Origin of the sequence: Campylobacter pinnipediorum subsp. caledonicus (genome assembly GCF_002022005.1) — a bacterium.
Classification (GTDB): Bacteria; Campylobacterota; Campylobacteria; order Campylobacterales; family Campylobacteraceae; genus Campylobacter_A; species Campylobacter_A caledonicus.
Window position 1 is genome coordinate 499,700 of record NZ_CP017258.1, and the last position, 14,836, is coordinate 514,535.

17 protein-coding genes, 1 tRNA gene, 1 rRNA gene and 1 pseudogene are annotated in these 14,836 nt (G+C 30.3%); 12 read left to right on the forward strand and 8 right to left on the reverse strand.

Annotated features, from left to right (window positions below; all coding sequences use genetic code 11):
* Nucleotides 1-130: 130 nt before the first annotated feature.
* Nucleotides 131-249: ribosomal RNA gene (gene rrf, locus CPIN18021_RS02580) — 5S ribosomal RNA — on the forward strand.
* A gap of 926 nt (nucleotides 250-1,175) precedes the next feature.
* Here rrf and CPIN18021_RS08855 read toward each other — a convergent pair.
* Nucleotides 1,176-1,325, reverse strand: a complete 150-nt coding sequence (locus CPIN18021_RS08855) for a hypothetical protein (protein WP_157886659.1) — start codon at nucleotides 1,323-1,325, stop codon at nucleotides 1,176-1,178.
* 119 nt (nucleotides 1,326-1,444) lie between these two features.
* Between CPIN18021_RS08855 and CPIN18021_RS09110 the strand changes: the two genes are divergently transcribed.
* From CPIN18021_RS09110 to ybaK, 8 genes are all read left to right on the forward strand, one after another.
* Complete coding sequence (locus CPIN18021_RS09110) at nucleotides 1,445-1,573, forward strand: hypothetical protein (protein WP_257617004.1); 129 nt, start codon at nucleotides 1,445-1,447, stop codon at nucleotides 1,571-1,573.
* A 91-nt stretch (nucleotides 1,574-1,664) separates the two neighbouring features.
* Nucleotides 1,665-1,850, forward strand: a complete 186-nt coding sequence (locus CPIN18021_RS02585; RefSeq protein ID WP_078423029.1) for a hypothetical protein — start codon at nucleotides 1,665-1,667, stop codon at nucleotides 1,848-1,850.
* A 39-nt stretch (nucleotides 1,851-1,889) separates the two neighbouring features.
* The gene (locus CPIN18021_RS08860; RefSeq protein WP_157886660.1) at nucleotides 1,890-2,027 is read left to right on the forward strand and encodes a hypothetical protein; all 138 of its coding nucleotides are present in this window, start codon (nucleotides 1,890-1,892) and stop codon (nucleotides 2,025-2,027) included.
* Nucleotides 2,028-2,686: 659 nt separating this feature from the next.
* Nucleotides 2,687-3,613, forward strand: coding sequence for a ribose-phosphate pyrophosphokinase (locus tag CPIN18021_RS02590; protein ID WP_078424348.1), 927 nt, complete (start codon nucleotides 2,687-2,689; stop codon nucleotides 3,611-3,613).
* A gap of 69 nt (nucleotides 3,614-3,682) precedes the next feature.
* The gene (locus tag CPIN18021_RS02595) at nucleotides 3,683-4,594 is read left to right on the forward strand and encodes a radical SAM protein (protein ID WP_226995933.1); all 912 of its coding nucleotides are present in this window, start codon (nucleotides 3,683-3,685) and stop codon (nucleotides 4,592-4,594) included.
* A complete protein-coding gene (locus CPIN18021_RS02600) occupies nucleotides 4,591-5,421 on the forward strand; it encodes a pyridoxamine kinase (protein WP_078423031.1) in 831 nt (276 codons plus the stop codon). The genes CPIN18021_RS02595 and CPIN18021_RS02600 overlap by 4 nt, the downstream gene beginning before the upstream one ends.
* A 77-nt stretch (nucleotides 5,422-5,498) precedes the next feature.
* Nucleotides 5,499-5,573 (forward strand) — tRNA-Asn (locus tag CPIN18021_RS02605).
* 710 nt (nucleotides 5,574-6,283) lie between these two features.
* Nucleotides 6,284-6,760, forward strand: coding sequence for a Cys-tRNA(Pro) deacylase (gene ybaK, locus CPIN18021_RS02610; protein WP_078424349.1), 477 nt, complete (start codon nucleotides 6,284-6,286; stop codon nucleotides 6,758-6,760).
* Nucleotides 6,761-6,789: 29 nt separating this feature from the next.
* Here ybaK and ureC read toward each other — a convergent pair whose 3' ends face one another.
* The 7 genes and pseudogenes from ureC to CPIN18021_RS02650 all read right to left on the reverse strand — a co-directional run bounded on the left by ureC (nucleotide 6,790) and on the right by CPIN18021_RS02650 (nucleotide 12,479).
* Entirely contained in the window at nucleotides 6,790-8,505 is a 1,716-nt protein-coding gene (gene ureC, locus CPIN18021_RS02615; protein ID WP_078424350.1) for an urease subunit alpha, read from the reverse strand.
* Nucleotides 8,502-9,200 (reverse strand): annotated as a pseudogene (gene ureA / locus CPIN18021_RS09245) (urease subunit gamma). The gene ureC and the pseudogene ureA overlap by 4 nt, the downstream one beginning before the upstream one ends.
* An 18-nt stretch (nucleotides 9,201-9,218) precedes the next feature.
* Nucleotides 9,219-10,004 carry an urease accessory protein UreD gene (locus tag CPIN18021_RS02630; RefSeq protein ID WP_078423035.1) on the reverse strand — a complete coding sequence of 262 codons (786 nt, stop codon included), beginning with the start codon at nucleotides 10,002-10,004 and terminating at the stop codon, nucleotides 9,219-9,221.
* 5 nt (nucleotides 10,005-10,009) lie between these two features.
* Nucleotides 10,010-10,621 (reverse strand): urease accessory protein UreG, encoded by a 612-nt coding sequence (gene ureG, locus CPIN18021_RS02635; RefSeq protein ID WP_078423036.1) that lies wholly within the window; start codon nucleotides 10,619-10,621, stop codon nucleotides 10,010-10,012.
* A gap of 9 nt (nucleotides 10,622-10,630) precedes the next feature.
* Nucleotides 10,631-11,335 (reverse strand): urease accessory protein UreF, encoded by a 705-nt coding sequence (locus CPIN18021_RS02640; RefSeq protein WP_078423037.1) that lies wholly within the window; start codon nucleotides 11,333-11,335, stop codon nucleotides 10,631-10,633.
* 12 nt (nucleotides 11,336-11,347) lie between these two features.
* Nucleotides 11,348-11,845, reverse strand: a complete 498-nt coding sequence (locus tag CPIN18021_RS02645) for an urease accessory protein UreE (protein WP_078423038.1) — start codon at nucleotides 11,843-11,845, stop codon at nucleotides 11,348-11,350.
* A 259-nt stretch (nucleotides 11,846-12,104) separates the two neighbouring features.
* Nucleotides 12,105-12,479, reverse strand: a complete 375-nt coding sequence (locus CPIN18021_RS02650; protein WP_078424352.1) for a winged helix-turn-helix transcriptional regulator — start codon at nucleotides 12,477-12,479, stop codon at nucleotides 12,105-12,107.
* A 131-nt stretch (nucleotides 12,480-12,610) separates the two neighbouring features.
* Between CPIN18021_RS02650 and CPIN18021_RS02655 the strand changes: the two genes are divergently transcribed.
* Genes CPIN18021_RS02655 through CPIN18021_RS02665 form a run of 3 tightly spaced genes read left to right on the forward strand, consistent with a single transcriptional unit; the run spans nucleotide 12,611 to nucleotide 14,786 of the window.
* Nucleotides 12,611-13,744 (forward strand): iron-containing alcohol dehydrogenase, encoded by a 1,134-nt coding sequence (locus CPIN18021_RS02655; RefSeq protein WP_078424353.1) that lies wholly within the window; start codon nucleotides 12,611-12,613, stop codon nucleotides 13,742-13,744.
* Nucleotides 13,744-14,157, forward strand: coding sequence for a DoxX family protein (locus CPIN18021_RS02660; protein ID WP_078405899.1), 414 nt, complete (start codon nucleotides 13,744-13,746; stop codon nucleotides 14,155-14,157). Before CPIN18021_RS02655 ends, CPIN18021_RS02660 begins: the two co-directional genes overlap by 1 nt.
* A complete protein-coding gene (locus CPIN18021_RS02665) occupies nucleotides 14,157-14,786 on the forward strand; it encodes an NAD(P)H-dependent oxidoreductase (RefSeq protein WP_078423041.1) in 630 nt (209 codons plus the stop codon). The genes CPIN18021_RS02660 and CPIN18021_RS02665 overlap by 1 nt, the downstream gene beginning before the upstream one ends.
* Nucleotides 14,787-14,836 lie beyond the last annotated feature (50 nt).

Sequence of the window (14,836 nt, forward strand, 5' to 3'; positions counted from 1 at the left end):
GTTAAGGGTAAAACCTTATACAAGAAAAGATTGTTTAATAAAACAAGCTTTACTCTTAACGATATAATTTAACACAAACAGTGTTAAATAAGAGATTACACAAATAATCACTAATCTTTTATTTAACACTGCTCGTGGCTATACAGACGAGGAAACGCCTTGCTCCATCTCGAACCAAGAAGCTAAGCTCGTCCTGGCTGATGATACTCTCTCTTACTGAGATGTTGGGAAAGTAAGTCGCTGCGAGCTTTGTTTATTCTTTCTTTTTATAAATCCAATTAATATTATTTATTATATATCTTTATTTCTTATTCTTTTTTATGTTTTTTTATTTAATAAATTTAAAATATTTTTTATTCTTTTATGTTATTGTGTTTTACTTGGTTGTGATTAATATACAAGTGGTATATTTTATTGATTGTGGATAATTGTTTTTTATTCTTTTTTATTTTAATCATTTAAATTCTTGTTGTTTAATAGCTAGATGGTAGGTTTTTTATAAATTGAGGATATAGTTTATGAGGAATTTTAACAGCTCAATTAGCACAGAATTTAATCTAAAAGGTTATGATTATGATCCATATAAAAATAATTAGGAATAAATTTATTAGAATATAATAATTATAAAAATGTGCTAACAAAATAAAAGAGTGAGCAGATAAATCAAATTTACAAAGATACAAAAAACAAAACTACTTAAATAAACAAACTCTTCCTTGATGGACATATAAACAAAATAGAAATTTTACAATCACTAATCAACTCATCAAACAAATCATATTATAAAGTCACAAGCAAATAATATAAAAGCAACTGTAATTGTGTGATACTCTTACAGTATTTATAATAAGTTTTTTTATTTAAACAATATAAAAAAGATTAATTAGCTGTGAGTATACGAAGTACTTATTTGCTGAAAGGTAAATTAGCGATTACTCTTGTTTCGTTTTTTGTTAAAAATCTTAGTAAGTTTATCAATACTTTACTCATATAATACTGCTATATTTATAGATAAGTACAGTTGAATGCTTTATAAAAGTGTTATTTGATAATGTAGAATCTTTAATAGGCATTATAAAAAATTTATAGTGAATTGATTCATGTTCTTTTTTGTTGATAAATTTATTTATCTATTTATTTGTCTTTTATAAATATGTATATTCACTAAAGATAGTTTATTTAACTTTTATGAAGAAAAAGGATTGGTATGGTGTTTTAAACAAAGAGTTAAAAACATAAATATTTGATGCTTTTAGTAATTCACTAAATTTAGATTTGCTTACACAAAACTCATCCATAACTTCAATATTTGGTAACTCAAGCATCTCACTCTTTAGTAAATTTAAATCCTTTTTGTAGTTTTAAATATATTATCAAATGCTTATCGCGAGTTTAAAAATCATAAATACGAGTATTCAAGTTAATAATAAAAGATAAAGTTAGAATGATTTTAAAAGTACTTGCGGCTAGTTCTATAGCTTTGGAGTATTATAAAAGTGATGTAAAGTTAAAACCTAATTTAAAACAAACATTCAAACATAAAATCAAATATATACTAAAATTTATGCTTTAGATGGAGATACTCATAATTGTTTTATGAAATAGCTCATATATCAAAGCGGGAAGTGGTAAAGATATTATTATAAATTTAAAAATTATAATAGATGAAAATTCTAAAAATGAGATTTATACCGATAATAAAGATGGCTGTAATGACTATCTATGGAAGCGCTGGAGAAGACACCGTTTATGGTGGCAAAAGTGATAAATACTATGTTGGCTATAAAGATATCATAGAAGATAGAGATGGTAAAGAAAGTGAGTTATGCATTAACCAGTTGAACGTATAATAAAGACAAAATTGTATATATAAGTGCGAAGATAGAAATGTGGAGTGTAGTCTAGTAGAAAATATCTTAAATAAAATATTAACTATAAATAACTTTGATAAATACAAAGATGAGATAGATATAAACATAGGAAATAAAACTTCCAAAGAAGCAGATAGCGATGACCAAAATATTTAGTGCAAGTATAGACAAGAACTTAAAACAAGATCAGTATTAGAGATGATAGTAAATGAAAATAGCCAAGATCTAATATGGATACTTCTAATCTTATAACCAACGTAGAGTATACATATAAGTAAGATAGCTCTATGCTGCTGAAAATGAAGATATTAAATTTGAATTTACAGGTGGTGTCAAGGGAATGTCTAAAAATCTAAAGCTAGAGTAACTAAAAATCTAAATCGAGCTATTATAGATAATGATAGTGATGATGATCTAGACCCAGAAGATTATTGCCCTATGATGGTAGTTTTAAACAAAGATGGCATTAATGCTTTAAAAATATTATAAACTTTGATTTTGATTCAAATGGTTTTAAAGAAGCAACTGGATGGATAGATACAAATGATGGTTTTTGTTTGTTCATAATGCCTTATATTATTATGTTTTTATCTGTAATTTTGGAATTTTACTTAATCTTTATAATATTTTTCATACCGAAATTTAAGATGATAAAAAGTTTTTAAACTTAAATAATCTTTGTTAAAGGCATCAGTTAAAATCATATAAAAAATATAGAATTCAAATAAAATATATTATTGTACTTTATTATTTTTATTGATTTAAGCAGCTTTTAGATAAAATTATAAACATAATATCAATATAAGGTTTTTTAAATGAGAGGTTATAAAGTTTTTTCAGGGACTGCGAATTTAGATTTTTCAAAAAAAGTTTCTCAATATCTATCCTTGCCGTTGAGTGAAGCCATTATAAAGCGTTTTAGTGATGGCGAAATAAGCGTTCAAATAGGTGAAAGTGTAAGGGGTAAAGATGTTTTTGTTATTCAGCCAACCTGTGCACCGGCAAACATAAATTTAATGGAGCTTTTAGTGCTTACAGATGCTTTAAAACGTAGCTCTGCTAGTTCTATAACGGCTGTTGTCCCTTATTTTGGATACGCAAGACAAGATAGAAAAGCCGCCCCTCGTGTTCCTATTACAGCAAAACTCGTTGCAAATATGATGCAAGTAGCTGGAATTGATAGAGTTGTTACTATGGATCTTCACGCTGGACAGATACAGGGATTTTTTGATATTCCTGTTGATAATTTATATGGTAGCATTATTTTTACAGATTATGTGCGTTCTAAAAATTTAAAAAACCCTATTGTTGCTAGTCCTGATGTTGGCGGTGTTGCAAGAGCTAGAGCGCTGGCTAAAAATTTAGGGCTTGATATGGTTATAGTTGATAAACGTCGTGAAAAAGCAAACGAAAGTGAAGTTATGAATATCATAGGTGATGTTAATGGCAAAGATGTTATTTTAGTTGACGATATGATAGACACAGCAGGAACGATAGTAAAAGCATCCAAGGTTTTTAAAGATAAAGGCGCTACAAGCGTTATTGCATTTTGCACACATCCAGTTTTGAGCGGAGCTGCTTATGACAATCTATCAAAAGGCTATCTTGATGAGCTTGTGGTAACTGACACGATACCTTTAAAACAAGAACTACCTTGTATAAAAGTTTTAAGCGTTGCACCTCTTTTTGGAGAAACTATAAGAAGAATTTATCACAACGAAAGTGTAAATTCTCTATTTTAATACTCTATAAAGCACCTGTTAAATTTTCAAATAGGTGCTTTGATTTTTAAATCTTTATAAGGAAAGATATTGAGTTTGGTATTTGGACCAATACACTCTCGTAGATTTGGTATGTCTTTAGGGATAGATTTATCTCCTTTTTCAAAATCATGCAATTTTGATTGCGTTTATTGTGAAATAGGTAAAGGTAAGATAACTCAAAGTATAGAAATTCAGCCTGATATTGATGATATTATAGATGAATTAAAACTCGCAATATCAAAACATAAAAATATAGACGTTATAACTGTTAGTGCGAGCGGAGAACCAACTCTTTATAAAAATCTTAAAAAATTAGTCTATAAAATAAAAGATATTAAAAAAGATAAAAAATTACTTATATTAAGTAATGCAACAGGGCTTTTAAATCAAGATACATTTGAGTCTTTGCTTGAGTTTGATATAGCTAAGTTTAGCCTAGATAGTGTTGTTAAATCCAGCTTTAAAAAACTGGCTAGAATTAAAGATATAAATTTAGAAAAACTTATTAGCAATATGAAGTTTTTTAGGGAGAAGTTTAATGGTCAAATGGTTATAGAAATTCTTGTTGTTAAAAATATAAATGATAGTGATGATGAGTTTGTAAAGCTAAATGATGTATTAAATTTCATAAAACCAGATAGAGTTGATATAGGTAGTATAGATAGACCACCTGCGTATAAAGTTACTGGCGTTGGCGAAGAAATTTTGCAAAAATTAGCATCAAATATAAAAAATATTCCGGTAAATATAATCAAATCGAAAACAAACACAGTTAGATATGATTTTACAAAAGATGAAATAATGCAGCTTTTATTAAGGCGACCACAAACTATGTCAAATATAAATGAGAATTTTTCGGATTTATCAAAAAATAATTTAAATGAGCTTATAGGTTTGGGTAAAATATATAAAATTGATGTTGTCGGTGTTGAGTTTTATAAAGTAAAGGAAAAAATATGAAAAGAATTTTAACCATTCAAGATATATCTTGTGTTGGTAAATGTTCGCTTGGTGTGGCGCTTCCAATAATTAGTTCAATAGGGATCGAAGCTTGTATTTTGCCAACGGCATTATTATCAACTCATACAGGATTTGATAACTTTACTTTTTTGGATTTAACAGATGAGATGGATAAGATAGTTGATGTCTGGGAAAAAGAAAATATAAGTTTTGATGGAATTTATACAGGCTTTTTGGGAAATATAAAACAACTTACGAAAATAGAAGGCATTATAAATAAGTTTAAAAACAATGATGAGCTTATCCTTATAGACCCTTGTATGGCAGATAATGGGAAGTTTTATTCTTGCTTTGATGAAAGCTTTGCAAAAGCGATGAAAAACTTTTGTAAAAATGCAGATATAATCACACCAAATATTACAGAAGCTTGTTTTTTAACTAATACACAATATCCAAAAAATGGTTATGATGATAAATTTATAGATGAATTAATGGATAAACTTAAAGAGCTTAAAACTAAATTTATCGTTTTAAAGGGTGTTAGTTATGATGAAAAAAGTTGCGGTGTTTTAAGCTATGATAAAAAAGAAAATGAAACAAAAAGTTATTTTCATGAGCTAATAGACGCTAGGTTCAGTGGAACTGGAGATATATTTGCTTCTATCGTTTTTTCAAAAATTATTTTAGGCGATAGTTTGTATAGTGCAACAAAAATAGCAGCTGATTTCGTTGTGGATTCTATAAATTCGACTCTAAAAGACAAAACACCCAACCACTATGGAGTTGATTTTGAAGAAAATTTACCAAATTTAATAAAAAAATTGTAATTTTGTAAAAATTTAAATTTATTTTTATTGACAAAAAAAGATTTTTTTAATATAATCACAGCTCATTTTTATTATATTCCGGATTAGCTCAGCGGTAGAGTAGGTGACTGTTAATCACTTGGTCGCTGGTTCGAATCCAGCATCCGGAGCCACTTATGTTTAAAAATCCATTCCAAATTTCCATTTTACCAATATTTCAAAAAGATTAAGTTTTTAGTCAATCTTGTTTTTCCATTTTGTTTCAAATAAATTTGAATTTGTTTTGTGGATTATAATATATTATTGTAATGTTTTATGCGTTACAAAATACAACAAATAGATTAAAAAATATATCTATTTTAACAGTTTTAATTGTTTTTTAAGCTGTAATTAGGTTTACTAAAGGTTCAGATACTCTTTTATTGGGTATTTGATAAAATATTTTTCACACGAGTGTTTTCATAACTAAAAACCTTTATTTTTAGAAATTAGGTTTTTGTAGCAGAAATTTAGTTTTTACATACACTTTTTTATATAAACTCCTATTTTAAAAAAAGTTATTTATTTCTGCTACATTTTTTTAAAACATTTTGTACTTTTATACACGGTTTTAAGGGCAGTTGTTTTTATTACCCTGTTGAAAATAACCACTTTTTAATTATTGTTTGAACAGCTACTTATAAAAGTATTTTGTATCTTGACAGAGGAAAGATTTGTATCAAAAGGTCAAAAGCCTTTTGAATTATAAAACTATCAAGTCCTAAACTCGCCATTTTATAAAATAAAAAATAAATTATAGTGATTTGTTTTAAAAATATAAACAACCATTCAATAAAATTTAATTACAATTATACAATCAATTTTAATCAAATTTGGAAAAACAATGGAAAAAAATAAAACGAATGCAATGAGAATTTTAGATAAGCATAAAATAGCTTATGAGTCATTTTTTTATGAGGCAGATGGGGCTATTGATGGTGTTTCTGTGGCAAATAAAATCGGATTCGCAGTTGAAAGTGTATATAAAACACTTGTTCTTATGGGGAATGACAACAACTATTATGTTGCTGTCATTCCAGTGGCTAAAGAACTTGATTTGAAAAAACTAGCCAAAGCTTGTGGTGTTAAAAAGGTTGAGTTAATTCCAGTGGCTAAAATAAACTCAGTTACCGGATATATAAGGGGCGGTTGTTCGCCTATTGGCATGAAAAAAGACTATCCTTTGCAGATAGACCAAAGTGCTCAAATGTTAGATGAAATTATAGTTAGTGGTGGAAAGATAGGTATTCAAATCAAAGTAAAAGTTGAAGATATGGCCAAAATAAGAAAAGCTAATTTTTCAGATTTGTTGAAGGAATAAACAATCTAGCCAAAAAGGCTAGATTAAAATCAAAATAGATTATAAAGTTGAGCCAAAGGCAAGTTGTCAGTTGGTTCGCATTTTGCTATCTTGCCATCTATTTTTACTTCATAGGTTTCTGGGTTAACTTCTAGTTTTGGCATACTATTATTAAATTTCATATCTTTTTTCCCTATATTTCGGCAATTTTTCACAGGCAACACTATCCTGCCAAGTCCTAACTTGTCTTTTACGTTGTCTTTATAAGCTGCATTTGAAACAAAACTTATGCAAGTTTGCTCTATACCTTTTCCTAAAAATGCAAACATATTTCTATGCATAACTGGCTGCGGTGTCGGTATTGAGGCACTTGGATCGCCTATTTGTGCTGTCATTATAAAACCATTTTTAACAACCGTTTTTGGTCTTATGCCAAAAAACTTAGGCTCCCACAAAACCAAATCCGCATACTTACCAACCTCAATACTGCCTATATATTCGCCAATTCCTTGTGCTATGGCTGGATTTATGGTATATTTTGAGACATATCTCTTTGCTCTAAAATTATCATTATTATTGGCTTCATCTTCTTTTAAAGCACCAAATTGGTATTTCATCTTTGAAGCTGTTTGCCAAGTTCTTATAATCACCTCACCAACTCTACCCATAGCTTGAGAATCTGAACTCATGATAGAAAAAACACCCTTATCATGAAGTATATCTTCAGCTGCTATCGTTTCAGGGCGTATTCTAGAATCAGCAAACGCAACATCTTCTTTTATATTTTTATCTAAATGATGACAAACCATAACCATATCCAAATGCTCATCTTCTGTATTTATTGTGTAAGGCATAGTTGGATTAGTTGAAGCTGGTAAGACATTTGGCATACTTGCTGCTACTATTTGATCAGGAGCATGTCCGCCACCAGCACCCTCTGTATGGAAAAAGTGTATAGTTCTGCCTTTTATTGAAGATAGCGTGTCTTCTATATTTCCAGCTTCATTAAGAGTATCTGAGTGTATAGCAACCCCTACATCATACTCATCAGCAACACTTAAACAATTATCTATAACAGCCTGAGTTGAACCCCAATCCTCGTGAATTTTTAGCCCTCCTGCACCTGCTTTTATCTGTTCTATGAGCGGTTCTTTTGTAGAGCAATTACCCTTTGCAAGGATTAAAATATTTACAGGAAAGCCTTCAAAAGATTTAAGCATATTTGATATATTTGATACACCAGGGGTACAAGTTGTCGCATTTGTTCCTTCAGCTGGCCCAGTTCCGCCGCCAACCATGGTTGTAACACCAGAACTAAGCGCGGTATCAACTTGCTGTGGGGTTATAAAATGTATATGAGTATCAATGGCTCCAGCCGTTATTATCTTGCCTTCTCCGGCAATTATCTCTGTTCCAGCACCTATAACTATATCAACTTTATCATTTATATCAGGATTTCCACTTTTGCCTATACCTGAAATTTTGCCATTAGTTATACCTATGTCAGCTTTGTAAATTCCCGTATAATCAAGTATAATTGCATTTGTTATAACAAGGTCAGCAGCTCCTGTTAACTGTGTCGCTGTGGCTGATTGATTCATTCCATCTCTTACAGATTTTCCACCACCAAATTGCGATTCATCTCCATAAACAGCAAAATCTTTTTCGACTTCAATGATTATATTTGTATCCCCGAGTCTTATTTTATCACCTGTTGTTGGTCCATACATAGAACCATATTTTTTTCTTGAAATTTTTAAACTCATTTATCAGACTCCTTGCTTTGCTTATTTACAAATCCCAATTTAATCATATTTTCTAAAATTTCATCTACATTTTTATAGCCAATATCGCCATTTACAAGGGCATTAAAACCCATAACCTTGCGCTTTCCACCAAGCTCAACCAAGCTTATTTTATGACTTTGCCCTGGTTCAAACCTTATAGCGTTTCCAGCTGGTATGTCAAGCTTATATCCAAACGCCTTTTTGCGGTCAAATTCTAAGCACCTATTTACTTCAAAAAAGTGAAAATGACTCCCTACTTGGACAGCTCTATCACCTATATTTGTTACAACTAATTCTATTGTTTTTTTATCTTTATTTAAGATAATATCTTCATCTTTATAAAATATCTCTCCAGGTATCATTTACACTCCTTAAACTATAGGATGAGAAACGGTAACAAGCTTTGTTCCATCTGTAAAAGTAGCTTCTATTTGCACATCTTCTATCATTTCAGCAACACCTTCCATTACATCATCACGAGTTAAAATTTTTCTTCCATCCCTCATAAGCTCAGCCACTGTTTTACCATCTCTTGCCATCTCATAAAGTTCTGCACTTATTAGAGCAACTGATTCCGCGTAGTTTAGCTTAAGCCCTCTTGCTTTTCTTTTTCTGGCCACTTCGCCAGCTGTAAATATCATAAGCCTCTCTATATCTTTTGGTACTAAATGCACTATTTCTCTCCTTAATTTTTATAAAATTTCAATCATTAACTCAATAGCTTGCATTAAATTTTGACCCATTTTTGCAAGTATCCTTACCTGTGTATCGCCTCTATATGTGGTTGAAACTCCAAAGCGAATATCCAAAATATCTTCTTGTTCTTTGAGTGTATCATGTATTTTTTGATTTAAGTTTTCTATATCTTTAAAATTAAACATACAGATACTAGCGAAATGATCAAAACCTTCAAAAAAGCCTATTTCGTTATATGCGATTTGTTTTGGCACAATCTTGCTATTTTCAAAATAAATAAGCTCACTACCTATCTTAGTCTCTATCAAGCTTCTAAATTCTCTAAATAAAAAACTCTCTTTTTTCCCAAGCCTACCAGCTACAAAAGACTCCGCAAATACAAGCTTTGAAGTATTGTCTGTAAGTTCTATTTTTGTCTTGCTTAAAAATCTTGAATCTTTAAACATAATAGTTGGCAAAAAGCTACATATTAAGGTTGAGTTTTTGCCAACACTTATTTTTGTATCTCTTTTTGCACTCTCATTTTCATTCATAGGATGAATTTTTTCATAAGATTGAGATATTATTTTTACATTTGTGTTATCTTTTGCATTAAAATCATACTTTTGAGTATCTCCTTCAAGCAAGCCCGGAGATGAGCTCATTATCATAACCTCTGTAAAGCCATCTTCAAAAAATGGTCGCATAACTCTTAAAGGCGGAGTCATATACATATTTTTTATATCACTTACGCCTTTGATATTTTCAAGCTCCAAGCTTAGTTCACTAAATCTTTTAGCCATAAGTCTTACTTATCATCCTCAAACAAAACATCTTTTTTTATCCAAGTAAAAAGCTCTTCAAGTCCTTGTTTGCTCTTTAAATTTGTCATAACAAAAGGTAGATTTTTTCTTTGTGTTATTGTATCAGTTTTCATTTTTTCCAAATCAACTTCAACATAAGGTGCCAAATCTATCTTGTTTATAACGAGCATATCAGACCTTGTAATGCCAGGTCCGCCCTTTCTTGGTATATCTCCACCTTCCGCTACATCTATAACAAAAATAGTTGCATCAGCAAGGTCTGGTGAAAATGTAGCCGATAGGTTATCCCCACCACTTTCCATAAATACTATTTGCAAATCAGGATAAACACTTGCAAGTTCTTCAACAGCTTCTAAATTCATAGAAACATCATCTCTGATAGCTGTATGAGGACAACCACCCGTCTCAACGCCTCTAATTCTTTCTCCATCAATAACGCCTGAATTTTTTAAAAAGTTTGCATCCTCTTTTGTATAAATATCATTTGTAACAACGCCAACGCTATAATCTTTTGAAAATTCCTTAACTAGTTGTTCTATAAGGTGAGTTTTGCCACAACCAACAGGACCAGCAACACCTATTTTTATATATTTCATTTATCTCCTTTATGACATATAAAGTCTTGAATAAAGATACTCGTGTCTCATTGATGATATCTCAACGCCAGCAAAAGAGAGACCAAATTCATCTTTATCCAGCGTCTTTACATTATCAACTATATCTTTAATCAAATCTTTTATGTCAAATAATATTCTTTGTCCATCCATTTGGCTAATAGGCACAGTTTTTACAGCATTTATAACTATCGTTGATGCTGTATTGAAACAAAAACTATTTAAAGCATAATCTTTATCAACTTCAGCCAAAGCACAGATGGCACCATAAGCAACACTATGGCAAATTGGAATTTGTTTTTTGTTTAAATTTTCATTTAGTTCTTTAAAAAATTTAATATCAAAGTTCAAATCAATTCGCATTAAGGTTTTAACCAGTCTTGAGCCAAGCTTTTCAGAAGCCTCTCTTAGCTCTTTTTGACTTTTTATAGCTCTTAATTTTAAGCATAATTCCTCAATCCCTTGATAATCCGACCTTAAAGAAAATTCAAACGCCAAATAAGCAGAAAAAAGCTCGGTATACAAAAAAGACCCTTTTAGATAATTAACCAAATATCTTTTTGTGTCTTCTTTGTTTTTTATAAAGCCCTCTTGGATATATGTTTCAAGTCCATAAGAGTGAGAGTATCCACCTATTGGAAATTGGCTATCGTTTATTTGCTGTAAAAAAAGCGCACTATCTATGAAATTTTTAATGTCAAATCCTTTTTAGTGGCTATGATGGTGTATATCTTGTGAGTTTGGCAAGATATTCATAAGTGATTTTTCAGGCGCTAGCACTCTGTGTTCTTTGCTAAGTTCTATGTTTGAAACCACGCTAAGCATATCCTCGATAGTCTTTTCATAAGGTGTTAAAAACTCATTTTCACTTTCTCCAAAGTATAATTTTGCGTGTCTATTTCCTATCAAATATCCTATGCTTGCACTATTGGCTGGTGTTTTTGTTTTTATGACTAGACATAAAATTTCTGATATTTTTATAGCATATAAAGTCTGTTTTTCTTCATCTACAAAAAACACATCGCCATCGTTTAATCCACGAACTCTAACGCTTTCATCTAGTCTAAAACGAAATTCCTTGCCATCATCTGCTGCTAATGTTTGAATTTTTTTATGTGTATGGTCGTATGACATAGTTGTATATACAAGCTTGTATTTTGAAAATTTATCTTCAAGCACAGTGCCTAAAATATCAGTAATTATCATAAAACTAACCCTTATATTGTATTTTAATATTTTAGTATTTTATTTATTATTATATCAAAAATCAATCAATCAAGATATATAAAATTCAATATTATATTTTTGTCGGCAAGAAAATAATAGTAAAAATAAATTTTTTATTTTAGAGTCAGTGTATTTTAAATTTTGATTAATCCTTGCGTTAAAATCTTTAACTGTTGCGCTTCCTTAGTTGCGCAAATAAAGAATATTTTTTCAATTTTTCATATCTTCTTCTATCTTTTTACCTCTTTGGTATTTTGCTTGATGTATTTATATCATCAAGTATTGTTCCATTATCTTTTACATACGCCAAACCCCATTTATACATCTCATCTAAGGTTGGTTGTAATCTTTGACCTATAGGAGTTAGGCTGTATTCTACCTTTGGTGGTACTTGTGCATAGACAGTTCTTGTTATTATATTTTTTTCTTCAAGTTCTTTTAGTTTTACTGTTAATGTCTTTTGTGTAATTTCACCAATATTATTGTGTAGCTCTTTAAATCTTTTTTTGCCATCTATCAAATGCCAAATAATGGCTAGCTTCCACCTATCGTTAAACACATCAAGCGTTATAGAAACCGGGCATTTGTACTCTTTTTCATTTACTATATACATATTAAAATCCTTTTAATGTAATGATTATACCATAAAATAATATTTTTCTATTACTTACCTAAAGTATCGTAAGAGATATTTAAGTAATAAATGGATACTATGTAAAAATAATTCATAAAAAAGGCAAAAGATTGAATTTTACTTATAAGAATCCAACTTTGATAGAGTTCGGTAAAGGAAAAATTGCAAATTTAAAAAATCTTATTCCAAAAGATAGGACTATTTTATTTTTGTATGGTGGTGGCAGCATTAAAAGAAATGGCATTTACGAACAAGTTATACAAGCATTGCAGAATCACAGTTTTGTTGAATTTAGTGGAGTTGAGCCAAACCCTACAAAAGAGACTCTTGATAAAGCGGTTTTATTTGCAAGAGAAAATAATGTAGATTTTATCTTAGCAGTTGGTGGCGGTTCTGTGATTGATGGAAGTAAATATATAGCTAGTTCATTTCATTATGATGGTGATGGCTGGGATATATTAGAAAATAAATATATACCAAAAAAAGCTCTTGATATAGGAGTAGTATTAACACTAGCTGCAACTGGAAGTGAGTCTAATAGTGGCGCTGTTATCACAAAAAAACAGACAAAAGAAAAAAGATTTTTTGGTTCACCTTTTACTTATCCTAGCTTTGCTATACTTGACCCAGATGTTTTAAAAAGTCTAGATGACAGACAAATCGTTAATGGTTTAATTGACTCTTTTGTGCATGTTTGCGAGCAGTATCTTACAATAAATCATGGATGTTTGGTTCAAGATAGATATAGCGAGGCACTTTTGCTTTCTATACTTGAATTAATGCAGACATTTGATAAAAAAGATGACTTGTGGTATGCAAATTTAATGTGGAGTGCAAATCAAGCACTAAACGGGCTAATAGGCACTGGCGTGCCTCAAGACTGGGCTACTCATTTTATCGGTCATGAGTTAAGCGGTCTTTATGGTATAGATCACGCTAGGACATTGGCGATTATTCAGCCAAATTTGTTGAGAGAGTTGCTTGATGAGAAAAGCCAAAAGCTTTTACAAATGGGTAAAAATGTTTTTGCTATGCAAACAGATGATGTAAACAAAGTTATAGACAAGATAGAAAGTTTATATCTATCTTTAGGCGTAAATTTAAAACTTTCAAGCTACACAGATGATAAGAATATAGCTCAAAAAGTTATAGAGCTTTTACATAAACATGGTTTTGATAGATTTGGTATAAATAGAACTGTTAGCAAAGATACAGTAGAAAAAATAATAAAAAGATCTTTGTAATGGATAAATTTAAATTTATTTTAGGACAAGGTCTTAGATTTTTACTTGTTGCTTTTATGATTTCTGCGGGTTTTGGACATTTTTTAAATCCTGATTTTTATACTATATTTGTGCCTAACTTTTTGCCTTACAAGGATTTTTTAATACTGCTTTCCGGAGCTTTTGAGGTATTGTTTGGGGTAATGCTTTTATTTAAGGAGTCTATTGCAAAATATTCAGCTTTGGGTATATTTTTTATGATGATAGTATTTTTACCTATTCATATAAATGATTTCTTGGTCGATAATCCAGCTATTGGAAGTCATAAGGCGGCTCTGATTCGCCTACCGTTTCAGTTTTTATTTATGGCGTGGGCATTTTTTGTCTATAAATTTTTAAAAACTAGACAAAACATTAATATAAAGGAAAAATAATGCAAAACACATTTGAACAAGCAATAGATTTTAGGCACGCTTGCAAGGTTTTTGATGAGTCAAAAAAGATAAGCGACACCGATATGCTCTACATACTTGAAGCTGGTAGAAAATCGCCATCTTCTTTTGGTATGGAGTTGTGGAAGTTTTTAGTGATAACAAATGAAGAGCTAAAAGCTAAAATTAGACCATTTTGCTGGGGTCAAGCTCAAATAACCACTTGTTCGCATTTAGTTATCTTGTTATGTGATATACAAAATGCAAGAGTAGAATCAGGTATTCCAGCACAAAGATTTGCAAGAAGCAATAAAGATAAACAAAAACGGGAAATGTATTTTGGTATATATGCAAATCATTTAAAAGATACATTAAGTACAGATGAAAAAACATACGCTTGGACTTCAAAGCAAACTTATCTAGCCGCAGCAAATATGATGACAGCAGCAGCGATAAAGGGCATTGACTCTTGTCCTATTGAAGGCTTTAGCAAAGAAGAAGTTGAGAATGTTTTAGGGCTTGATACCAAAAAGCAACAACTTGCTTTGGTGCTACCTTTTGGCTATAGAATAAATCCTCAATCAGAACAAATAAGAAGAAATTTTGACGATGTGGTTGATTTTGTTAGATAAATTTCATTGAAATTTATTTTTGTTTGATAGAATTTTAAGATACAAAATTT

Excerpts from the sequence above, each read along its gene's own strand:
- CPIN18021_RS08855 (WP_157886659.1), bottom strand. The coding sequence starts at position 1,325 with ATGCTTGAGTTACCAAATATTGAAGTTATGGATGAGTTTTGTGTAAGC.
- CPIN18021_RS09110 (WP_257617004.1), top strand. The coding sequence starts at position 1,445 with ATGATTTTAAAAGTACTTGCGGCTAGTTCTATAGCTTTGGAGTATTAT.
- CPIN18021_RS02585 (WP_078423029.1), top strand. The coding sequence starts at position 1,665 with ATGAAAATTCTAAAAATGAGATTTATACCGATAATAAAGATGGCTGTA.
- CPIN18021_RS02590 (WP_078424348.1), top strand. The coding sequence starts at position 2,687 with ATGAGAGGTTATAAAGTTTTTTCAGGGACTGCGAATTTAGATTTTTCA.
- CPIN18021_RS02600 (WP_078423031.1), top strand. The coding sequence starts at position 4,591 with ATGAAAAGAATTTTAACCATTCAAGATATATCTTGTGTTGGTAAATGT.
- ybaK (WP_078424349.1), top strand. The coding sequence starts at position 6,284 with ATGGAAAAAAATAAAACGAATGCAATGAGAATTTTAGATAAGCATAAA.
- ureC (WP_078424350.1), bottom strand. The coding sequence starts at position 8,505 with ATGAGTTTAAAAATTTCAAGAAAAAAATATGGTTCTATGTATGGACCA.
- CPIN18021_RS02630 (WP_078423035.1), bottom strand. The coding sequence starts at position 10,004 with ATGGCTAAAAGATTTAGTGAACTAAGCTTGGAGCTTGAAAATATCAAA.
- ureG (WP_078423036.1), bottom strand. The coding sequence starts at position 10,621 with ATGAAATATATAAAAATAGGTGTTGCTGGTCCTGTTGGTTGTGGCAAA.
- CPIN18021_RS02645 (WP_078423038.1), bottom strand. The coding sequence starts at position 11,845 with ATGATAATTACTGATATTTTAGGCACTGTGCTTGAAGATAAATTTTCA.
- CPIN18021_RS02650 (WP_078424352.1), bottom strand. The coding sequence starts at position 12,479 with ATGTATATAGTAAATGAAAAAGAGTACAAATGCCCGGTTTCTATAACG.
- CPIN18021_RS02660 (WP_078405899.1), top strand. The coding sequence starts at position 13,744 with ATGGATAAATTTAAATTTATTTTAGGACAAGGTCTTAGATTTTTACTT.
- CPIN18021_RS02665 (WP_078423041.1), top strand. The coding sequence starts at position 14,157 with ATGCAAAACACATTTGAACAAGCAATAGATTTTAGGCACGCTTGCAAG.